Source organism: uncultured Campylobacter sp. (genome assembly GCF_937980635.1).
GTDB lineage: Bacteria > Campylobacterota > Campylobacteria > Campylobacterales > Campylobacteraceae > Campylobacter_B.
The window spans coordinates 16,915-37,646 of sequence record NZ_CALJPG010000012.1; the positions used below are offsets into that span (position 1 = coordinate 16,915).

Here is a 20,732-nt window from a genome sequence, read left to right on the forward strand (position 1 = left end):
ATAAAATTTTACTTTGAAATTCTACCGCTTGGGATTAGCGCGCAATTCTATGCCGTTACGGCGCACAAATCTCAATGAGTAAAATTTTATCGACAAGTCTTATAGTAAAATTTCGCAATTTAAAATTCCAAAAAATTTTATCTCATGAAATTTACAGACAAAAATTTGCAAAGCAAAATTTCAAAATATCTGTCGCCAAGAAAACCAAAATTTCGCTCATAAAAAAAGGCTAGCCAGGAGGCTAGCCTTCATATGCTACCAGCTTAGCGTGGGATACTACCAATCGGTCTTTTGATTGTAAATATCGCGAATGTCGCCCGTACCTAGCTTGCTAGTCGAAGTGTCGCTAGTACTATTATCCGCTGTACTACCACCAGCGAATGATCCTACGTCGTCTTCCGTACCGGACTTGACTTGACCTTCTCCACCCCAGACTGTAGGTCTAACAGCTCTTACATTTACAGTAAGAGGATTAAAATACTGCGGCACACCAGGGAACCTGCTAGAGTAAGCTCCAGTAGTAGGAGGTACGGTAAACATAGTTCTCTGATTTTCAGCAGGCGTATGGATAAGCCATGGGTTAGTTTCAATACGTATCCTAGCCTGACCTGGTACGGTAGCCTGGATAGCTATATCTTCCTTACCGCCGCTTACTACATTACCCCTGCGAACAGTTACGCCAGTAGGTGTAAAGCTAGTATAAGCGCTTACGAATTCTGCTCCTATATTATTTAGAGTAGCCCTAGTATTTACTACGAACTTCGTAAAATCAGTTAGGCTACGATCTTGAGCCGCTAGCACGGTAAATATATTCGAGTTAGGGGCTTCATAAGCAAGTTCTGCGCTAGGAGCAGGCATATTCGCGCACCTATCGGTTCTGCCGCAATAGATCTGTGTATAAATAGGCACGGTTACCCCGGTTCTGGTAGTGGCTTGATACACTCTAGATCCCAGGCTCTTGTCATATGACGTACCATAGACGAATAGCGCATAAGTGCCTACATTGTCACTATAGTCTATAACGGTTTTACCTGTTGCATATGTCTTGCTATTGGAATTAGCAGCGGCTATATAAGCAGCTTTATTTGCAACGCTCATTTTTGCTTTTTTAACTCCCGTCGTCTCTTCTACTTTCCTAGTAACAAAGTCATCGAAGCTCTCATGAGATAGCTTTATATCATCTTTCTTATATTGCTCCGAAGTTGTATCTGAGATAGCATTGTATGATTTATCAAATTTTGATGGCCAAAAATTTTCGGCGATACTAATCGTGCCATTTCCGATATTAAAGTCACTAGCGTAGATAAGCACCGGAGTGCTAGGGGTTTTATGCATCCTAGCGAAATTAAAATATACAGTTGAACCAGGGGTCTGCCCCTCTCTAAATCCTTGTGCTAAAATCCTGAAATCCGTTGACTTAGAATCGTACTTAATTCCTGTGCCGCCTTTTGGTCTATTAATAAGTCCGCCTATTAATGAAGCGTCGGAGTAATAATTAAGCGCCATTCCAAGCGGTATAGGCAAGCCGTAGCCCGTATCAGCAGCGGAAGCAGCTTCTTCCCAACCTCCGGTAACAGTTGAGCTTAAGGTTCTTGCGTTATATGTATAGCATCTGCTATCATATCCTGTAGGGCCTAGGCACTCGTTAGAATTCCTAGCGAAAAACTGTGTACCACCACGGATATTGTAGACAACGGTAGGTCTATTAGGATACGGCACGTAATTTGTATCTCCGCCGGTCCTGCTAGCGGTAGCTGTGGAGCAACGTCCGTCGGCACTATTGCTTTGACAATCAAATCCAAAATTTAGCGCAAAATCAAGATCGCTCGAAAATCCGCACACGGCTTGAGGAGTGCCGCCAACATCCTGCTTATATCCGTCATAAAGCGTAGCGATGACATCCTTATAAACTTTGTCAGATAGATACGCTACAGCATTGACTTTAAGTTTGGCAAGCTGACTTATCTGACGCGTTACAGCTAAATTCTGTGCGGGATTTTCGCCCGGATATACTACGACATTATTCTCAATATACGGATCATTAAAATATGTATATGCGGATGTTCCACCCGTGATATTATTATCGCCTACGCCGGTTGTTATACCATTATCAAGGCTTACGAGCGACACTCTGATACGATCCGGCTTATAGCGCAATACAATATTGTCGTTTATAGCTTTATCTTTGTTAGCAGCAATTCTCATGCCTACGTCGCAACCTACCATACCTTTAGCGTCCGGAGTATTGCTAGATGAATTGATAATGCATTTAGCGCTCTTCCACTTTTTAGAGTATGTCTGATCGGAATAAGCATCCGTCCACGAATTATCATAGATGTTTACGAGTACATCGCCGACATTATAGTAGTTAAAAATTTTATCGGCATCTTTACCTATGGTTTCGGTATAGATAACGGCATAGCTTTTATCTTTAGCTTCCGGATCTTTTCTGGACTGGGTCATCAGATATGCACCTTGAACATGACCTTTGCTATCAAATTTTGCAACGCCTCCTGCTTCTACGATATTTCTAGCGTTAAAATTCGCCCATAAGCTTACGGCATTTTTATCCCATACTCTTCTATACGATGCGTCGAATTTTGAGCTTGTCCCATTTAATACGCACGAGACATCATCGCTCTTGCCAAAAGAGCCTTTTTTGATAGCTTCCGGATCAATCTCATATTTGCCTGTTTCGGCATTGTATTTAGCACCGGAATATTCCACTGCGGTACCGCCATAACAACTATCTTCTTTAACGCCACGTTTTAATGTAGTGGAAGCATTCTTTCTATCTACGTAATAGGATTGAGTAGTGACATTAGCCGCGCATTCATTAGATATAAACGGACGCAAATAGGTTTGAATACCACGAATCTTAGTTGATATATCTTGAGTATCGTCGGAATCTGCGCCATAACTTTTACGCAGATGATAACGTTGATTGCCAAGATCGCCACCGATTTCTGCTGTGTAGTTAGGTACGCCGTTGTCACTATAGCTTCTGGCCGATATTACATGAGCCAAGATATCTGCGTTCTGCTCATAGTCACCACCCACGCGAAGTTCGGTAGGATTATAAACATCGGTACTAACGCCTTTTTTAGTTATATCGCCGCTAGCAGTGGTATCTACGATCTTGCTATACTTGCCCAAATTCTTCAGTGCTTCTGTATCTACATTAAAATATGCTGGGCGAAGCACGAAGTTATCGCTACCACATATGTGGAATGAGCCGTCTTTTGACATTTTAATACCAAACTCATCGCTAGCCGTATCTATACTATTTTTAAGCTCGTCTAGCTTCTTTTGTATGATATTATCCCAGATATCCTTCTTTTGTTCCGCAGTCAGACTTTTATTGCACCAATCAAAATCTTCATTGGCTTCACAATACCCGTATTGCTTCTTAAGCTCCCATTTCTTAAGCTCTAAATAATAAGCCTTAGGATCGCTATTATTTAAATCTTTATTTTTTATATACTGATCTAAATCAGATCTTGAGGTAGCTTGCTCGTCCGGACGATAGCTAAGCATAAACGTAAGACCCTGATACGCGTCTCCTATTTCTATATTATTTAGCTCTAAAATAGACTTGTCTTTAAAATCCACTTTCTTATCTATGGAATAAGCATCGCCATTTAGTTTAAATGGAATTTTTAAAGAGTCTGTTACGGATCGGCATGAGTAAACTGCACTATTTCCCTTATCACTATCGGCAACTTTATCTGAGGTAGTAGCAGCATTTCTTGCTCTAACAACGGATAAATACAATTTACCACTCAAATCAAATTTTTCAAGCTTTCTAGCCTCGCTACCGATATATACAAGCTTGCCCGTAAGAGGATCCCTTTTAAAGTATTTGGAATTTGCAGCCGCATCAATATACTCCTCGCATTTACCAGTTTTATCGTCATAAGACTTACAATATTGGCTCTCGTAATCCGGTCTAAAGATAAGTTTCGCATCGAAAGGCTTATCGGAAACTTGAGTATATAGCCTATCGTCGTCGTCATTTTTACTAAAATTCTTATTGACTACCTGCAAACCGCTTAAAGGTAGGATATTAACGCTTTTAGAAACCTTTGTCGCATCGCATAGCTCAAGTTCAGAAGCGCTATCCATCTCTATGAAGACTCGCTGACCGCCGCCGATATCTATACTCATCTTGTAGCTTAATGTCACGGCAGGAGCCTGCAATATGGTTGCACCCGTATTTACGGTAGCATTAAACTCGCCGTATGCCGCCTTACCCGGTTGCATTAATCCGCCTACAGGTACAGGACTACCGCCCGGTGTTGAAGAAGGAGTTAAGTCTCCCGCGCCTTGACCTATATAAAATTTCAATATATTACCATCAAGCGCAGTAAACTGTCTATCTTTATAAATAGCGTCCTGAACATCAGGAGTTTTAGTATTATCTATGACGTCTTTCATCGTCTTAAATGCGCCCTTTTGACCGTCGCGCAGATAGACCATTTGCTCTGCTGCCGCCGCAGGTATGGTATCCGTAGTGGTATTGATAGGATCATTTACGACTAGCTCGTTATTTATAGTAGCGCTATCTTTGGTATAGGTAGCGCCGGCTTGACCAAAGTCGATCGATATTACCGCACCTGCTGCATCTTCGCTATTGCCGCCATTCAATCTATTTTCAAATTTCATTCTATAATAGATATTTTCACCCGCAACTACCGGGTTTTTGATCTGCTCTGGCTTATTGTCGTCAATCTCAGTCTTACTATATCTGCTACCGATAACTTTGCCATTCTGCGGATCTTCGTCTTTGGTTCTAAAGAATTTTACCCAGTTAGCGGCGTTATATACCTCATACTGATAGCACATTTGAGGGACATACAAATCGGCGGAAATAGCAATCATACTTATAAAGTTTTGATCGGCTTGACCTCCGTTGAGATCTTCATACGCCGCACCCAAAGAGATGTTTAGACTAGATTGCGCATTCTTCATCTTTGAACCGATATCGAATTCGTCCAGATCAAATCCACCTAAATAACCAGTGCCGTATGGATAGCTATACTTATAGGTGCCGTTATCATTTATAAGTAAAGCGACAGAGCCGTCGTATATATTAGCGCGATCGTTAGCTAACCGTTGATTAACCACACCGGATCCGTATAGCGAATCCATTTGTGCGGTTCCTTTGTGTTGAACTTTAAAATACTCGTCGGAGGTCATTTTTCTCTCGCCACCAAACCCTAAAAACCCTAGCTTTGCACTTACGGACCCACTTCTAGGTGTATAAAATCCATTGATGGTAGCGTTAATGTTTATAGGCGTATATCCATTATCCCAAGGGGTGAGGACAAAATAATCGCCGTAAATAGTTACGTTTTTTGGTTTAAAATATTTATTTTTATATTCTACGGCCTCTTTATAAGTCATTTTTTGACCCGTTACGCTATCGTTAGATTGTAAATTATCTAGCAAAGCCCTTCTGGAGTTGGCGGTTTTATCATATACTACGATTATTCCCCATCCGCCGTACGGCCCAATACGAGCGGTGGTGAACTCTCCATTGGTAAAATCTGCACCGATTGGATCCATACCATCACTCGTTTTTACGTCTCCTACAGTAAATTCAATGCTGTCGGAATAAGGTTCAAAATATTTCTTGACTAGATCGGTAATATCTTTAGTGCAGCCATATTTTAAACGCAAACGTAAGGGCTTGCGAGATTTTGCCAAAAAGTTCCAAGCAGCCGTTCCTTCGCATCTATCTCTATAAACATCTTCTATTATGCTAGCTTTACCTTTCGAGCTTTTCATTTTAAATTTCACCCGTGTATACCCCTTAGCAAAACCGGTCAATTTTTTTCCGTCTTTGCTGTTGTATTCTGCTTCGCTGTCAAAATCAGTCGTGCTGAATATATTTCCCTGCCAATAAAGTCTCGCATAGACTATATCGTTTTTAGTCACGCCCTTAGGAAGCCTCAAAACAGCTTTTGAACTATTCAAATAAAACTGTCCGTCGCCGTCATCTTTAATGTATGTGCCTTTTGCTCCCCACATGTAATCACGGCCTAGAGCAGAAGGCCAGCTTAAACTAATCACCGGCTTTCCGGTCACGGCGTAGTCTCCAAAGACGTATGTGCCCGCACCGCCGAATCTAACTATCGGCTTTTGGTTTAATTCGTCAGACCGATTTTTTATAGTGGTGAAATTATACAAACCCTGATCTCCGTTCCAAGTCCAACCACTTCTGCCTGCCTTTCCGTCCAGCACGCCATCGTCACGATACTCGTTGCTCATTGGGGTAGCAGGATTTATCTTCACGTTCGACCTGTCACCATCTGCAAACGCGTTTGTCAAACAACAAACGAAGAGTGCCAAAATCGGCACCAACTTAAAACTCTTAACTTTCATGATACTACCCTCCGGTCAATAACATAACTTTTGACTATTATTTTACATTTTTTTTGCTTAAATTACAGTGCAATTTGAAAGATTTATAATTAAAATTTAATTTATTTCAAATGGGACGGCAAATAACGACAACGCGATGAAAACTTAACGATGAAAAAATTTCATAAAATATAAAAAATACGGAAATTTATCAAAAATTTCAGCAAATTTTAAAATTCAAAAGCTCTGTTACGATTTGATGTTGAAATAAATTTTACATCCGCTACGAAAAGCCGGCTCGCTTACGGCGAGTTGAGCGCGATTTTTTGCTCACGCAACTTCACCCACATTCGCTTTACGGCTTCACTGCTCGTAGATAATTCTCGCAACAAGGCTTGTCACAACTAAAAATCGGGCGGTATTACTCTGTAAAAATTCCTAGTGCAGCGAATTAAAGACATCGCAATTTGGACTTTGCAAAAACATGACCAGCTATTTTTCCAAAGTTCATCGGCGCTATGTTATAACAGAGACGATTTAAAAAAAGCACCCGATCCGAATTTCATCAGAACTCGAGCGCTTGAAATTTCAAATACCCGAATATGAAATTTAGCTAAAACAGACCGAATTTACCGTCTTTACGCTTGTAAAGCACACGCATTTTGGCATCCATATCATTAAAAACCAAAAACTGATCAGTGCTTTCTTTCAGCTTATTTAGCGCTTCATCAATCTCTAGCGGTTTATAAAGCTCTAGCTCGGTAGGGACGATTTCATCGACCTCGTCGTTTAAATTTGGCTCATTAACGCCGATTGCATTATCTACGGCGTTTTGCTTCATTTCGTCGCGATTTTTGTGAGAATTTACCTTATCGTGGTATCTGCGAAGCACTTTTGAGGCGCGCTCGACGATGAGATCGACGGCAGCGTAGAGATCTTTATCTTTTTGACGCACGACTATAGTGTCTTGATGCGCTAAATTTAGTGAGAAATCCACCACGAAGCCCTTTTTGCCTTGCTTCTCGTCGGCAGAAATTACACAACGCCCCGAGATGATGTCGAGATTATATTTTTCTAGCGTCTCAAATGCGTTTTCGACATAATTTTTGATAGATTCCGTTAGCTCAAACTGCTTACCTACGATATTTAAATTCATCGCCTCTCCTTTACATTATGGTTTTTGAATAGTACGCCTATGATATGTGATCTGTGGCCTTCCCATAACTTCTACGTTAGATCTCACTAATACGTCTACGAGTGCAGCATGGCTTAGAATTCTACCCACGCTACCATTTGCAAGCCTTTCGGACGAACCCTGCCCAAAATTACTATAAGCGACGGTATGATTGCCGGGCGCACCCAGCTGTCTATCGAAATATCCAAACGTCACGGTGATATCAAACATTTTTTGAGCCGGATCATTTGACGGGTACTCGAGCGTAATCGTATTTAGTGTAGGGTTGCTCGCAGCTGTAGCGCCTCCTGCCTTAAGATCGGTAGTTAGATACTCATGCTTTTGCATAGCAAGGACAGCTAGCTCCGTAGCACTCTGAGCTAGTAGTAGCGCCTGCTCTCTGCCTTGGATATTATTGACATCGCGAGCCGTCATAGATGCTATAGATAGTGCCGTAATAGCCGTAGTCGCTACAATGATGATAAAAAATATGGCTGCTACTAGAGCAAAGCCTTTTTGCATAGTTTTCATTAGTACACCACCTGTGCTTTACAAACGTTTAGATCCAGCTCCGAAGGATCGAAATTTCTGCCGTCGTCTCTCATACATAGCTTAAGCGCAACGGCACCGTTATCATCCTTAAATCTAAATAAGCTCACATCCTCAGCAAGCAATGCGCTGCCAGTATTATTATTGTTATATGAATGTGCATCGCCTGCAACGGTGCTCCAAGGACGATAGTTATACCTCAATACTAGATCAAAATTCTTACTCAAATTTCCCGCATTGTCTTTCGTATAAGTTACGACATTAGCGGGAACGATCGCGTAGGCGCTATGAGCTATATAGTACTGCTCAGAAAATTCCTGTGAGTTGGCATTGTTTGGATTGAACGGATATTGGTTGATAGTAATAGTTTCTCCTTGTATACTACCGCTACCCGCAGCACTAGGAGTGCCTACGGCGATTAGCACGCGGTTTCTGCCGTCTGCCCAAACAGCCCTATCGTAGCCGAAGCCTATGCCTACACTAGTAGGCGAAGCATCATTAGTAACAACTCTAAATATAACGGCGACTTGGGTATTATTAGATGGAGTATTGTAAGCAGTAGCCCTTAAATTCCGAACTATCCTAGCTACTTGCGGAAAATCACTACCCAAGGATACCATATTAAACGGGGTTCTCGTATCTGCGATATAACCGGCGTTATTCGTGTCGGCTACCCATGTAGTATCTCGAAGCTGCGACATTGACATAAAGCCGCTCCAGCCAGGATTTCTCTGATTTATATTTCTAGTCTCTACGCTTTGTCCGATCCACTCTAATATATCAAATCTCGGATTGGTAAGATCGCTAATCGGCACAAAATCATTTACGGCGAGATCTCTACCTATGGTAGAGCTTTTTATTCTATCCTCTAAACGATTTGTGATTAGCATCATCGCATTTTGCGTTCTGGCTTCCAGCTGATTTACCGCACGTACATGCACGTAAGATTTATAGATCTTGGTGTATAGATCAGCGCCAAACATCGAGATGATCCCCAGCACTACGATAACAAACACAAGCTCTATAAGGGTAAAGCCTCTTTTCATCTCGCGCTCCTATTAGTTATGTAGTCTAGTGACGGTTGTCTGAACGCCGACGCCGATATTAGATAAAAATGCCTTTAAAACAACTGATTTAGCAGTACCATCTTTAGCTACAGCGTCGTTTATATCCGTAGCAGCGACCCTAACCATCTTTATATTAGTAGGGGCAGCAGACTCGTCGTTAGGTAGATCTCTAAGAACACCTCTTATATCGGTACCCGTAGCATACTCCGCCGCGTTAAAAGGCTCTGCTACATAATCTACATCGACATTAATCCTAGTATTGAGGATAAAATCACCTCTACTGCTAGAGCCTACTAAATTGCCTACTGTCATTTGAGTAGTAAATTTATCGTAGTCATCAACATCGTTATAACGACCGCCGCCAAAAGAAATTCCATTTCTACCAAATTGCTTTTTCGTAGCTGGAGCTTGGGAGCTGATTCCACGCTGACTAGCTTCCGACAAAATCCCCGGTCTAACTTCCTTGGTACTATTGCCCGAATCATCTACGACTGGAGTTACGGTCAAAATTCTATCCATGCAGCTCGCATCTCCTCCGCACGTAGCATCTGCTGCGTATGCGCTATCCCATTGCGCCTTAGACACACGCGACATCAAAGCTTTGGCGTTATATACGAGCTCCTCTTTGATCGCGAGGGCGTTTAGCTCGGTGGTTTGCGCGACGATACGCGGGATCGCCATCGTAGTGATCGCTAAAATCACGATGGTAAAGATCAGCTCGATTAGAGTAAAACCTTTTTTCATCTTACATCCTTTCTTTAAAATTTTGAAATTACGGAAACGCAAACTTACTCTGCGTTATCGGCGCTAATTATACTATTGTTAAACTTAAATTTAGAATTTATCGCGTAAATTTTTTCGGTTTTCAAAGATTTTTAAGCCCGAACGCATAAAAATTTTAAAGAAATTCCATTTTTAAATTTGAACGCGGAATTTAAGCTTGCATTTACTCAAAGACTATAAAATTACGAGCTAAATAAATTCCAAGGATTTTTTATGACAAATCTAAGTAAAATTCTATACGCTCTCCTATTTATCGCGTTTATCGGCGGTTGCAGCGGCAAGGGCGACGGCGAGCTTTTTAATCTAAGCCCTGAGGCATGGTATTCTAAAATTTTAGAAGATATCAATAACGCCAGCATGGAGGATGCCGAGAAGCATTATACTAGCTTTTCTAGCGAGCATATCGCTTCGCCTCTGCTTGAGGAGATGACACTCATTATGGCGTGGGCTTTTGTGGAGGATGAAAACTACGAGAAAGCAAACAAATACCTAGACGAATATATCCGCCTCTACGGCACGACGCAAAAGATCGAATACGCGAGATTTCTAAAAATTAGAGCAAATTTCGACTCCTTTAGCCGCCCAAATCGCAACCAAAAGCTAATGCTAAACAGCATCGACGAAATTCGAAAATTTATAGCTGAATACCCGCAGAGCGAGTATCGTCCACTACTTGAGACGATGCTAACAAAGCTTAGGCTTGCCGAGCATCAGCTAAATATCGACATCAAAGACCTTTACCAGCGTACCGACCGCGAAAGTTCTGCCAAAATCTACGAGCAGCGCATCGAAGAATCCCCGCTAAACGGCACCGACGTCATTAAACCGCACTCGCCTTGGTATCGCGCGATTTTTGAGTAGGAGGAGCGATGCAACTGATGCAAAATACAACCTTCCCGAGCGATCTGCCTATCATCGTCGAGGACGAGCTATTTTTATATCCGTTTATGATAGCGCCCCTTTTCATCGGCGACGAACATAACAAAAAAGCCCTCGATCTAGCCGCCAAAAACGAATCTATGATAATGGTCGTAAGCTCAAAGTCGGAATTTAGCGGCGATAGAAGCTTCGGCGGTATCTACAACGCAGGCGTCGTGGGCTCTGTGATGAGAACCGTGCCGCTTCCCGACGGTCGGGTTAAAATTTTATTCCAAGGCGCACTAAAAGGCAAAATCGTAAAAGAAATTTCGCAAGATCCGCTGGTCGCTACCATCGATATCATCCACGACGAGCGCGGCAACGACCAGAAATTAGACGCGCTGGTAAGCGTGCTAAAGGAAAAAACTAAGACGCTTAGCACGCTTACGCATTTTTTCCCGAACGATCTGCTAAAGACCATCGACGACGGCACCGACGCCGCACGCGTCTGCGATCTGATTTTAAGCGCACTGCGGCTAAAAAAGCAGGTAGCCTACTCATTTTTTACCGAGAGCAATTTGCAAAAGCGCCTTTTCAACCTCATCAACTACATCTCCGACGAGATCGAAGCGCAGAGGCTCGAAAAGGAGATCAAAAGCAAGGTTCATTCTAAGATCGATAAGACGAACAAAGAGTATTTTTTAAAAGAGCAGCTCAAACAGATCCAAAAGGAGCTAGGCGGCGATGCCGATCGCGACGTCGAGATCGAGGAATACCGCAAAAAGCTGGAAGCCAAAAAGCCCTATTTGGGCGAGGATGCCTACAAAGAGATCAAAAAGCAGATCGATAAATTTGCCCGCCTTCATCCCGACAGCGCCGATGCGGGGCTAGTGCAGAGCTATCTGGACTGGGTTTTGGAGGTGCCTTTTGAAAAGACTGCCAAGCATAAGATGTCCATCGAAGGCGTTACGGCGCAGCTAAACAAAGACCACCACTCCCTAAAAAAGCCCAAGGCGCGTATAGAGGAGTATTTTGCGCTAAAGCAGCTTTTAGAGCTTCGCGGCACAAGCGGTAAGAAAAGCAAAGAGGACGGCAAAAACGGCGGCGCGATTCTGTGTTTCTACGGCCCTCCGGGCGTGGGCAAGACGAGCCTTGCAAACTCTATAGCGACCGCGCTTAAGCGCAAACTCATCCGCATCGCTTTGGGCGGGCTTGAGGACGTAAACGAGCTGCGCGGACACCGCCGCACCTATATCGGCGCGATGCCCGGCCGCATCGTGCAAGGGCTCATCGAGGCAAATCAGATGAACCCCGTCATCGTGCTTGATGAGATCGATAAAATTTCAAGCTCATACAAGGGCGATCCGACGGCGGTTCTGCTTGAAATTTTAGACCCCGAGCAAAACTCGAGCTTTAGGGATTACTATCTAAATTTCAACATCGATCTTAGCAAGATTATCTTTATCGCCACGGCAAACGACGTATCTCTCATACCCGCGCCGCTGCGCGATAGGATGGAGTTTATCGAGCTTAGCTCATACACGCCGCAGGAAAAATTTCAGATCGCTAAAGACTATCTGATCCCTCAGGAGCTGCAACGCCACGGCTTAAAATCAGCCGACGTAGCGATCAACCCAGCAGCCCTTGCCGAGATCATCGAAGAGTACACGCGCGAAAGCGGCGTGCGAAACCTGCGCCGCCAGATCGCTGCGATCTTCCGCAAGGTCGCGGTTAAAATTTTAAAAGACAAAGAGTTTAAAAAAATCGTCGTAACGACGAAAAATTTAAGCGAATTTCTAAATAAAAAGATTTTTGAGATCGATGAGGTCGAAAAGTGTGATCAAATCGGCATCGTAAACGGGCTTGCGTGGACCGCGGTAGGCGGCGACGTGCTAAAGATCGAAGCGGTCAAGATCAAAGGCAAGGGCGCGATGACGATCACGGGCCAGCTCGGCGACGTGATGAAAGAATCCGCGCAGATCGCCTTTAGCGTCGTAAAGGTGCTTATCGACGAGGGCAAGCTACAAGCGGCTCAAGACGCTGAGAGCGGCGCGACAAAAGCCTCACGCGCGGGCAAAAACTCCGCATTGCGCGCAAACGGCGGTGCGTCTAAAAGCTCGGCGGCACGAAATTTAGGCGAGGAGGAGAATTCCGAAAGCTCGGAGCAGATTTATAATAAATTCGACCTTCACATCCACGTCCCCGAGGGCGCGACGCCCAAGGACGGACCGAGCGCGGGCATCACGATGAGCACGGCGATCGCGTCGATTTTAAGCGAGCGCGAGGTGCGCGCCGATCTGGCGATGACGGGCGAGATCACGCTAAGCGGCAAGGTGCTGCCGATCGGTGGGCTTAAGGAGAAGCTCATCGCCGCGCACAAAGCCAAAATCGCCGAAGTGCTGATCCCGCGCAAAAACTACGAGCGCGACCTAGCGGAGATCCCGGGCGAGGTCAAAAACGATCTGAAAATAACGCCGGTAGATCGGATCGAAGAGGTTCTAAAGCTGGCGCTAGTCTAAATTTAAAGCGCCGCTTTAGCCGCGCGCTGGAGGTTAAGAGTCTGCAGGAGTATCTGAGCGGCGGGTGAGGTTAAGAAACTAAAACCGTAAATTCGGACGTCAAATTTAGTCCGTAAATTTGACGTCCGTAAATTCAGCCAAATTTATAGGTTAAATTCGCATTCTAAATTTGGCTGAGCGCTACCGTAGACTCTGAAATTTTAAAATCCTACCGCATGGCGTACGGAATTTAAAAACTCTTTAGATTCCCGCTTGTGCCGTTTGCGATCAAAATATAAAGCAATAAAATGATAAGACTAAAAGCAAGATTAAGATTAGCCGCAGTGAAGCTTAAAACCGCCTTTTTTTATTAGCCTGATCGCTTATGCTTTGGCAGCTCTTAGCCTCTTTGTCATACCCGAAGAAATTTTGTCTGCTCATGCGGTTTTTAGAGGCTTTACGGCGTTTATGGCGGATTTTTATCCTGCTATAAACGCGGCACAGACAAAAACCGCCTTTGGCGACGTGGCGGCGTTTCATCTTAGCTATTTATGCTTTTTTATGCCCGTTTGTTTGCTGTTTGCGGGGCTTTACGGCGTGGCAAAAGGAGCTACCGGCAGGCTTGAGGAAAACAAAAACAACGCCCAGGCGCTTTCGCAAGGTATTATTTTGCTTGCGCTTATCGTATGCTTTTTGGTATTCGGCGGACTTGATGATTTTTTCTCGGGTTATAGCATATGGCACTCTTATCGCCCGACGCGAGAGTTCATAGCACAGGTGAGGCTAGAATTATTTTTATACTATGAAATGATAGGCTTTGGCATTGCAAATTTTTGCGTGATGATGTCGGCGTATCTTATTGTGCAGATTTGTAGGCAGCTGCGGGCGTTCATTTTGCTTAGGGCTCACCAAACGGCTGTGTTTTTCGGACGGATATTTAGGCAACACTAGCCGACTCGTTAAAGCTTGTTTAAATTTGACCGTACTCGTCGATAAATGAGCGCAAATTTAGCTCAAATTTGACGCGTGAAACGCTAAATTTAAACGGCTAAAACCATAAATTTAAGCCGCACGGCGTATTTGCTTTAGTTTTATTCTGATAAAATTTGCTTGCAGTAGCGCTTCTTCTTTATTCGGCGAGTTTGTGAGCCACTCTAGCGCCTCTTTGGCGAGTTTTTCGGATTCTCTTAAATCCTTTTTCGCGCTTAGCCCTTCTAGCAGTTTTGCATTTGCTTTCGCCGTGCTCAAACACAAAAAGTCAAAACATACGCAAAATACGAATAAAATCTATGTGCAGGCGAGATAATGCTAAAAATTTTCGTCGAAACCAGCGCGATATAAAGCGATAAAATGCACGCAGGCACAAACATGGCGGGGCTAAATTTAGGGTCTTGCAAGCAAAGGCGCGTGGCAAATTTGATAAAAGCGTAAAATTTCGCCAAAACGCCCAAAGCGAAGTATCCTACCGCTGCCAAAAACAGTGCGCAAGCGCAGTAAAATATAATCATAAAAGTCGTTTCGCCCAAATTTTCTCCTTTTTGTTTTTAAATTTTAGGTTTTTCGCCATTTAATTTGACTTAATCAAATTTAGCTTTACCCTGCTAGCTCTCGCCCAAATTTAACCCCAGCTTAAGCATAAGCTTGTATACTTTGGCTTTAAATTTAAGGCGGCAAATGAGATCACAGAGCGAATTTTTTGGCGTTTTCATCACTCTTCTTGGCGGCGTATTATGGGGATTTAGCAGTGTTTGCGGGCAGTATCTGTTCACGCAAAAAGGCGTCAGCGCCGACTGGCTCGTGCCCTACCGCCTAGGCCTCGCCGGGCTTGCGATGGTAGCGTATTACATCGCTTGCTCGCCGCGCCTAGCCTTTGCGCCGCTAAAAGATCGCGTGCTTTTGCCGCAGCTGCTCATCTACGCGTTTTTTGGGCTTATGATGACGCAGTATTCGTACTTTTGCGGTGTCGAGCTCTCAAACGCCGCCGTCGCGACCGTGATCCAGTACTCCGCGCCCGCGCTCATCCTCGCCGTCGTTTGCTTTTTACAGCGGCGCGCGCCTAAAAAGGTCGAGCTCATCGCGCTCATTTTCGCGGTGCTGGGCGTCGTGCTGCTCGCCACCCACGGCGATCTTGGCTCGCTGGTTATCAGCGCGGAGGCGCTGGTTTGGTGCCTGATTAGCGCGCTTGGCGTCGTGATATACAGCCTCATTCCCACGAAGCTAAATCAAAAAACCCCGTCGCGTTAAATTTAGGCTGGGGGATGGTCATCGGCGGCGGCGCGCTCGCGCTTTACACGCGGGTTTGGCAGCTAGGCGGCGTGAGCGACGCGCAGGGCTTTGCGGCGCTTGCCGCAGTAGTGGTACTTGGCACGATATGTGCGTTTAGTTTTTACATGACGGGACTAAAGATAATAGGCGCGAGCAGGGCGAGCATGATCGCGTGCATCGAGCCGGTGAGCGCCGCGGCGTTTGCCTATTTTTGGCTGGGGACGGAGTTCGTGTTTCTTGATTTTGCGGGCTTTACGCTCATTATCTCGTGCATATTTTTGCTGGCTAAAGATAGGAAAAAGGCGTAAATTTGGAGAAGAGATGATCTATTTGGCGCAGACCGATACGACGGCGGGATTTTTGAGTAAGGATTTTCGCGAGATAAACTCGCTCAAACGCCGAGCCGCGGATAAACCCTGCCTCATAACGACGGCAAAGCTTAGCGAGCTAAAAAATCTAGCTCGCGTGCCCGCTAAATTTAAAAATTTAGTGCGCCGCGCGAGAAAAAAGACGTTTTTGTATCCGAACGCCAAGGCCGTGCGCGTCGTAAAAGAGTGCGCTCACGAGGAGTTTTTGCGTAAATTTGACTGGCTTTACTCTAGCAGCGCAAATTTAAACGGGAAAAACTTCGATGAAGCCTGGGCGAAAGCGGCGGCAGACGAGGTAGTGGATCAAAATTTCAGCCAAAATGCAAGCTCGAAAATTTATAAAATTTCAAAAACTAAAATTTTGCGGATTAGATAGAGCTGCCGATTAAAATTTACACGCGCAAAGAGCACATAAAAAAGAGGCGCAGCGGGAAGTAACTTTACAAATTTAAACGGCTTTGCAAATTTAAAACCGGATACCTCGTTTCGGCTACTTTGTCCTCTGCACAATTTAAAACGGCCTTCTAAATTTAAAATGGCTCTGTAAATTTAGCCGAGCCGTGAAATTTCGTCACATATAAACCGCATAAAATATGTCTGAAATTTTAAAAAATTACGAAAAGTTCACGAAAAACTCTCAGAAAAATCATATAAAAAGCTGTAACCCCCCCCCCCCACTTCCCGTTGCCTTCAAATAGTAAAATTTCTGCCATTCTCGAAGCCGTAAAATTTCGCTATTGCTAGCTTTTGAATGAAATTCTATCGTCAAATACTCTCGATCAAAATTTCAACTCAGGCGAGCTAAGATTGTCGCTATAAATTCTTGCATCCCGAGCATTTTCGATTAAAATTTTAAAGATCGGGCATTGCCGCTGGTTTTTATCCTAGCCGCTACGCGCCGTTTTATCGCAGCCCTACCGACGCCGCTTCTGCCTTTGATTAAAATTCCATCTTGTGAAAACAGCTTCTCTGACGCCGCCAAAATCAAAATTTCGCCGCTGTACCAATAGTTTTAATAAAATTCGGCCGCCGCTTCTGCCGATAGTTTTAATTAAAATTTCATCACCGCGGGAGTAAATTTCGATCAAAATTCTATCATCGCCGATTGTATATCAAAAGTCCCGCCGCCGCCGATACTATCGCCTTTCATCGCCGCTATCGCCGCCGCGGCTATTGCGCTCTATCTTCACTGCTTCCGCCGCAGCAAGCGCCGCAAAGCCGTCCGCGTCGCTCACGCCCCCAAGCCGCCAAAGCTGTGCGTAAAGCGCAAGCGGTCTCCATTGCCGCACCAAGACGACGACCGATCCGCGATAAAATTTCCGCCGCCGCGCAACGTGTGTCAAGTCAAACGCCGCAAATTTTAAAATTTAAACCGCCTCTCGCCGCGCGGCACCGATAAGCTCCAACCGATAAACTCCGCTAGCTAGTCCATCATTTCCGCATAAATCATAAATTTCCATAAATTTAACGCCGCCTTTCTTGCTTTATATTAAAATTTCGCTAAAATTACCGCATTAAATTTGAGGCGCAAACGGAGCTTAAGTTTAAACCGCTTGCGGGCAAATTAAATCCATTCAAGGAGCTTTTATGAGCGGTGTTGCGTTAATCATCTGCTTCGCCATAGCGGTCGTCGTGATGATTTTTTTGATCTCCAAAGCAGGCGTTCACCCATTTTTGGCGCTAATGCTTATCTCCCTGGCGCTCGCGATTGTCGCGGGCATACCGCTAGCCAAGATCCCTGCGATTATCGGCGACGGATTCAGCGGCACGTTTAAGAGTATCGGTATCGTCATAATCTTCGGCGCGCTCATCGGCACCGTACTCGAAAAGACCGGCGCGGCGCTCAAACTCGCCGATATGGTCGTAAACGTAGTCGGACAAAAGCGCCCCGAGCTTGCGATGCTCATAATGGGCTGGATCGTGGGTATCCCCGTATTTTGCGACAGCGGCTTCGTCGTTTTAAACCCGATCCGAGAAGCGATCAGCAAAAAAATCGGCGAAAATCCGGTCGCTCTTGCAGTAGCGCTTTCCGGCGGACTTTACGCCTCGCACGTATTCATCCCGCCGACTCCGGGACCGATCGCCGCAGCAGGCGCCGTGGGTCTAGGCGGCAATCTGCTACTCGTAATCGCAATGGGCGCGGTAGTATCATTGCCGGTGCTGATCGCTACATACTTTTTTTCTAAAAAGGTCGCCAAGAGCGTGCATATAAGCGAGGCTGAAGCGAATGAAGTCATCGCTAAAAGCTACGACGATCTGCTTAAACAATACGGCAAATTGCCGGGCGGATTTTTAAGCTTAACCCCTATTTTGGTGCCGATCCTATTTATGGCGCTGGGTTCCGTCGCCAAGATCCTAAAAGTAGGCGGGTTTGCGGGTGAAATTTCGCAATTTTTAGGAAATCCTATCATCGCGCTAGCCTTGGGCGTAGTTTTTGCGGTATTTTTACTCATGCAAACCGGCAAATTAGGTGAATTTAGCGAGATCACCAACGAATCCTTAAAAATCGTAGGCCCGATCCTCTTCATCACCGCAGCGGGCGGAGTGCTAGGCAAGGTCATCACCGACGCCGGCTTCGTAACCTACATCAAGGACAATGCGACTGCCATTAAAGCCGCGGGGATTTTCTTCCCGTTCTTAATCTCAGCCGTCTTAAAAACCGCACAAGGAAGCTCCACCGTGGCGATCATCACTACAGCTTCGATTATGGGGGCGTTTAACGCGGACGGCTCGCTGATGCAGGTGTTGGGATTCACCTCCGAAATGTCCGGCGCACTCGTCGTAATGGCGATCGCAGCGGGCGCGATGACGGTTTCGCACGCTAACGACAGCTACTTTTGGGTCGTTACGAATTTCAGCAAGATGAATCCGCAGCAAGGCTACCGCACACAGACTATGCTAACCCTAATTATGGGCATTACGGGTATGATCAGCGTGTGGATTTTGTCGCTGTTTTTGATATAGGCTAGCTTATTTAGCCGCTACAGCGCTAAATCAGTGCGGAGTGCAATACGCGGCATCTACCAGCGGCTAGCTACATTAAATTCTTTAAATTTACGTAGCTAGCCACCGCGTAAATGCCCTAGTATTAAAATTTCGTATAGCGGAGTTTTAAATTTACACACAAAGCCTCAAGGAGCAAAATTTTAAAATTCTATCGCTACGGAATTTTAAAATTTAGCCGAAATTTTGTGGCTTACAGAATTTTAAAATTCCACGACATGAAATTTTAAAATTTGCCCCATAAATTTGGCGACGAGATTTTAAAATTCTACTCTTGCTTCGATCTTGTCATCGTAAATTTAGCCTATGCGCTGTAAAATTCCAAAATTTTAAAATACCAGCTAAAGGAAAAATATGAAAGTTTTAGTCGCGATCGACTCGTTTAAGGGCTCGCTTAGTTCGCTTGAGGCGGGCAACGCCGTAAAATCAGGCATCGAGAAGCTAGGCTGCGAGGTGCTCGTCAAACCTATCGCAGATGGCGGCGAAGGAAGCGTTGAAGCCCTTGCCGACGCGCTAAAAGCTAGGTTCATGGACGTCATCGTAGCAAATCCGTTAGGCGAAAAAACGCCCGCGCGCTACGCCTTAAAAGGCGAGCTAGGTATCTTAGAAATGGCGTCCGCATCGGGTCTGCCGCTCATCGAAAAATCGCGCCGCAATCCGCTAAAAACGAGCACCTACGGCTTTGGCGAGATGATAGCGCATGCGATTGCGCACGGAGCGCGAAAGTTTATCATCGGCATCGGCGGAAGTGCTACGAATGACGCGGGCATGGGGATGCTGCGCGCGCTCGGCTTTAAATTTAAAGATGCAAATGGCGCAGAGCTTGCGGGAGCAGGCGAGGATCTGATTAAACTCGCCACGATAGATTGCACTTCGGTGCTACCACATCTTAAAGAGTGTGAGTTTCTTATCGCCTGCGACGTAGATAATCCGCTTTTTGGCGAAAACGGCGCGGCATATATTTACGCTCCGCAAAAGGGTGCGGATGCAGCGATGGTAAAGCAGCTCGATGCAGGACTTATAAATTTTGCAAGCGTCGTAAGCAAACATCTTGGACGCGAGCTTTGGAATAGCCCCGGAGCAGGAGCTGCCGGCGGGCTAGGCTTTGGCTTCGTAAGCTTTCTAAACGCGACGCTTAAGCCGGGCATCGACATCATTACCGAAGAGATCGGACTGGATCGCGATATGAAAGACGCCGAGCTCGTCATCACAGGCGAAGGAAGGCTCGATTTTCAAAGCTCGATGGGCAAAACCCCTTGCGGCGTCGCGAAGATCGCCGCTTCCTACGGCGTGCCCGTAATCGCGCTAGCAGGCGGTATCTCGCCCTGTGCCGGTGGCTGTAACGAGCGAGGCATAGGAGCATTTTTTTGCATCCTAAACGAACCGATGAGCCTTGAGCGCGCGATGGAAAAAGAGACCGCAACACAAAATTTAGCCCGCGTCGCCGAACAAGCGGTGAGATTGTTTATGCTCGGACGCGGCGCGAAATAGAGCTTTTGGGCTGAAATTTTAAGGCGCGGGCGCTAAAACTTGCAGCGAGCGCGGTATGTATGCGTGACAGGTGCGGTTGCGAAATAAGGCGGCGGCGGATCGCAACATATAAGCACGACAAAGTGCGGCAGGAGGCGAGAACAGCGAAGAAACGAAATTATTTGCGTGCTTTAAAGGCACGGCGTGATATTGACGCAGATGCGGTGACGCGCAGCTTACAAGGCGCAAAAATATACGCGAAGAAGCAGGCGAGAGCCTACAACGATGGACGTTAGTAAAGCGGCGGCTTGCGGCAAGAGGATACGGGCTA

Annotated in this window: 14 protein-coding genes and 1 pseudogene; 7 read left to right on the forward strand and 8 right to left on the reverse strand. The window is 45.3% G+C overall.

Annotated features, from left to right (window positions below):
• Positions 1 to 276 precede the first annotated feature (276 nt).
• The 5 genes from Q0460_RS02915 to Q0460_RS02935 all read right to left on the reverse strand — a co-directional run bounded on the left by Q0460_RS02915 (position 277) and on the right by Q0460_RS02935 (position 9,900).
• A complete protein-coding gene (locus Q0460_RS02915) occupies positions 277 to 6,387 on the reverse strand; it encodes a hypothetical protein (protein WP_299084671.1) in 6,111 nt (2,036 codons plus the stop codon).
• Between the two features lie 592 nt (positions 6,388 to 6,979).
• Entirely contained in the window at positions 6,980 to 7,522 is a 543-nt protein-coding gene (gene raiA, locus Q0460_RS02920; RefSeq protein WP_298027797.1) for a ribosome-associated translation inhibitor RaiA, read from the reverse strand.
• A 15-nt stretch (positions 7,523 to 7,537) separates the two neighbouring features.
• The gene (locus Q0460_RS02925; RefSeq protein WP_299084675.1) at positions 7,538 to 8,071 is read right to left on the reverse strand and encodes a hypothetical protein; all 534 of its coding nucleotides are present in this window, start codon (positions 8,069 to 8,071) and stop codon (positions 7,538 to 7,540) included.
• A complete protein-coding gene (locus Q0460_RS02930; protein ID WP_299084678.1) occupies positions 8,071 to 9,135 on the reverse strand; it encodes a type II secretion system protein in 1,065 nt (354 codons plus the stop codon). The genes Q0460_RS02925 and Q0460_RS02930 overlap by 1 nt, the downstream gene beginning before the upstream one ends.
• A gap of 12 nt (positions 9,136 to 9,147) precedes the next feature.
• Positions 9,148 to 9,900: a type II secretion system protein gene (locus Q0460_RS02935; RefSeq protein ID WP_299084681.1), complete on the reverse strand. Its 753-nt coding sequence runs from the start codon at positions 9,898 to 9,900 to the stop codon at positions 9,148 to 9,150.
• A 252-nt stretch (positions 9,901 to 10,152) separates the two neighbouring features.
• On the opposite strand from Q0460_RS02935, the gene Q0460_RS02940 reads away from it, so the two are divergent.
• The 3 genes from Q0460_RS02940 to Q0460_RS02950 all read left to right on the forward strand — a co-directional run bounded on the left by Q0460_RS02940 (position 10,153) and on the right by Q0460_RS02950 (position 14,246).
• Positions 10,153 to 10,800, forward strand: a complete 648-nt coding sequence (locus Q0460_RS02940; RefSeq protein ID WP_299084684.1) for an outer membrane protein assembly factor BamD — start codon at positions 10,153 to 10,155, stop codon at positions 10,798 to 10,800.
• Positions 10,801 to 10,808: 8 nt separating this feature from the next.
• The gene (gene lon / locus Q0460_RS02945; protein WP_299084687.1) at positions 10,809 to 13,316 is read left to right on the forward strand and encodes an endopeptidase La; all 2,508 of its coding nucleotides are present in this window, start codon (positions 10,809 to 10,811) and stop codon (positions 13,314 to 13,316) included.
• A gap of 369 nt (positions 13,317 to 13,685) precedes the next feature.
• Entirely contained in the window at positions 13,686 to 14,246 is a 561-nt protein-coding gene (locus Q0460_RS02950) for a hypothetical protein (RefSeq protein WP_299084690.1), read from the forward strand.
• A gap of 293 nt (positions 14,247 to 14,539) precedes the next feature.
• Here Q0460_RS02950 and Q0460_RS02955 read toward each other — a convergent pair whose 3' ends face one another.
• Positions 14,540 to 14,821 carry a hypothetical protein gene (locus tag Q0460_RS02955; protein WP_299084693.1) on the reverse strand — a complete coding sequence of 94 codons (282 nt, stop codon included), beginning with the start codon at positions 14,819 to 14,821 and terminating at the stop codon, positions 14,540 to 14,542.
• A 148-nt stretch (positions 14,822 to 14,969) separates the two neighbouring features.
• On the opposite strand from Q0460_RS02955, the pseudogene Q0460_RS02960 reads away from it, so the two are divergent.
• Both Q0460_RS02960 and Q0460_RS02965 read left to right on the forward strand, forming a co-directional pair.
• Positions 14,970 to 15,868, forward strand: a pseudogene (locus Q0460_RS02960) (DMT family transporter).
• Positions 15,869 to 15,881: 13 nt separating this feature from the next.
• Complete coding sequence (locus tag Q0460_RS02965; RefSeq protein ID WP_299084696.1) at positions 15,882 to 16,304, forward strand: Sua5/YciO/YrdC/YwlC family protein; 423 nt, start codon at positions 15,882 to 15,884, stop codon at positions 16,302 to 16,304.
• 468 nt (positions 16,305 to 16,772) lie between these two features.
• Here Q0460_RS02965 and Q0460_RS02970 read toward each other — a convergent pair whose 3' ends face one another.
• A complete protein-coding gene (locus Q0460_RS02970) occupies positions 16,773 to 16,916 on the reverse strand; it encodes a hypothetical protein (RefSeq protein WP_295152461.1) in 144 nt (47 codons plus the stop codon).
• Positions 16,917 to 17,064: 148 nt separating this feature from the next.
• The gene (locus Q0460_RS02975) at positions 17,065 to 17,217 is read right to left on the reverse strand and encodes a hypothetical protein (RefSeq protein ID WP_177387612.1); all 153 of its coding nucleotides are present in this window, start codon (positions 17,215 to 17,217) and stop codon (positions 17,065 to 17,067) included.
• A 298-nt stretch (positions 17,218 to 17,515) separates the two neighbouring features.
• On the opposite strand from Q0460_RS02975, the gene Q0460_RS02980 reads away from it, so the two are divergent.
• The gene (locus tag Q0460_RS02980; RefSeq protein WP_299084701.1) at positions 17,516 to 18,892 is read left to right on the forward strand and encodes a GntP family permease; all 1,377 of its coding nucleotides are present in this window, start codon (positions 17,516 to 17,518) and stop codon (positions 18,890 to 18,892) included.
• Between the two features lie 393 nt (positions 18,893 to 19,285).
• Complete coding sequence (locus Q0460_RS02985; protein ID WP_299084704.1) at positions 19,286 to 20,422, forward strand: glycerate kinase; 1,137 nt, start codon at positions 19,286 to 19,288, stop codon at positions 20,420 to 20,422.
• Positions 20,423 to 20,732 lie beyond the last annotated feature (310 nt).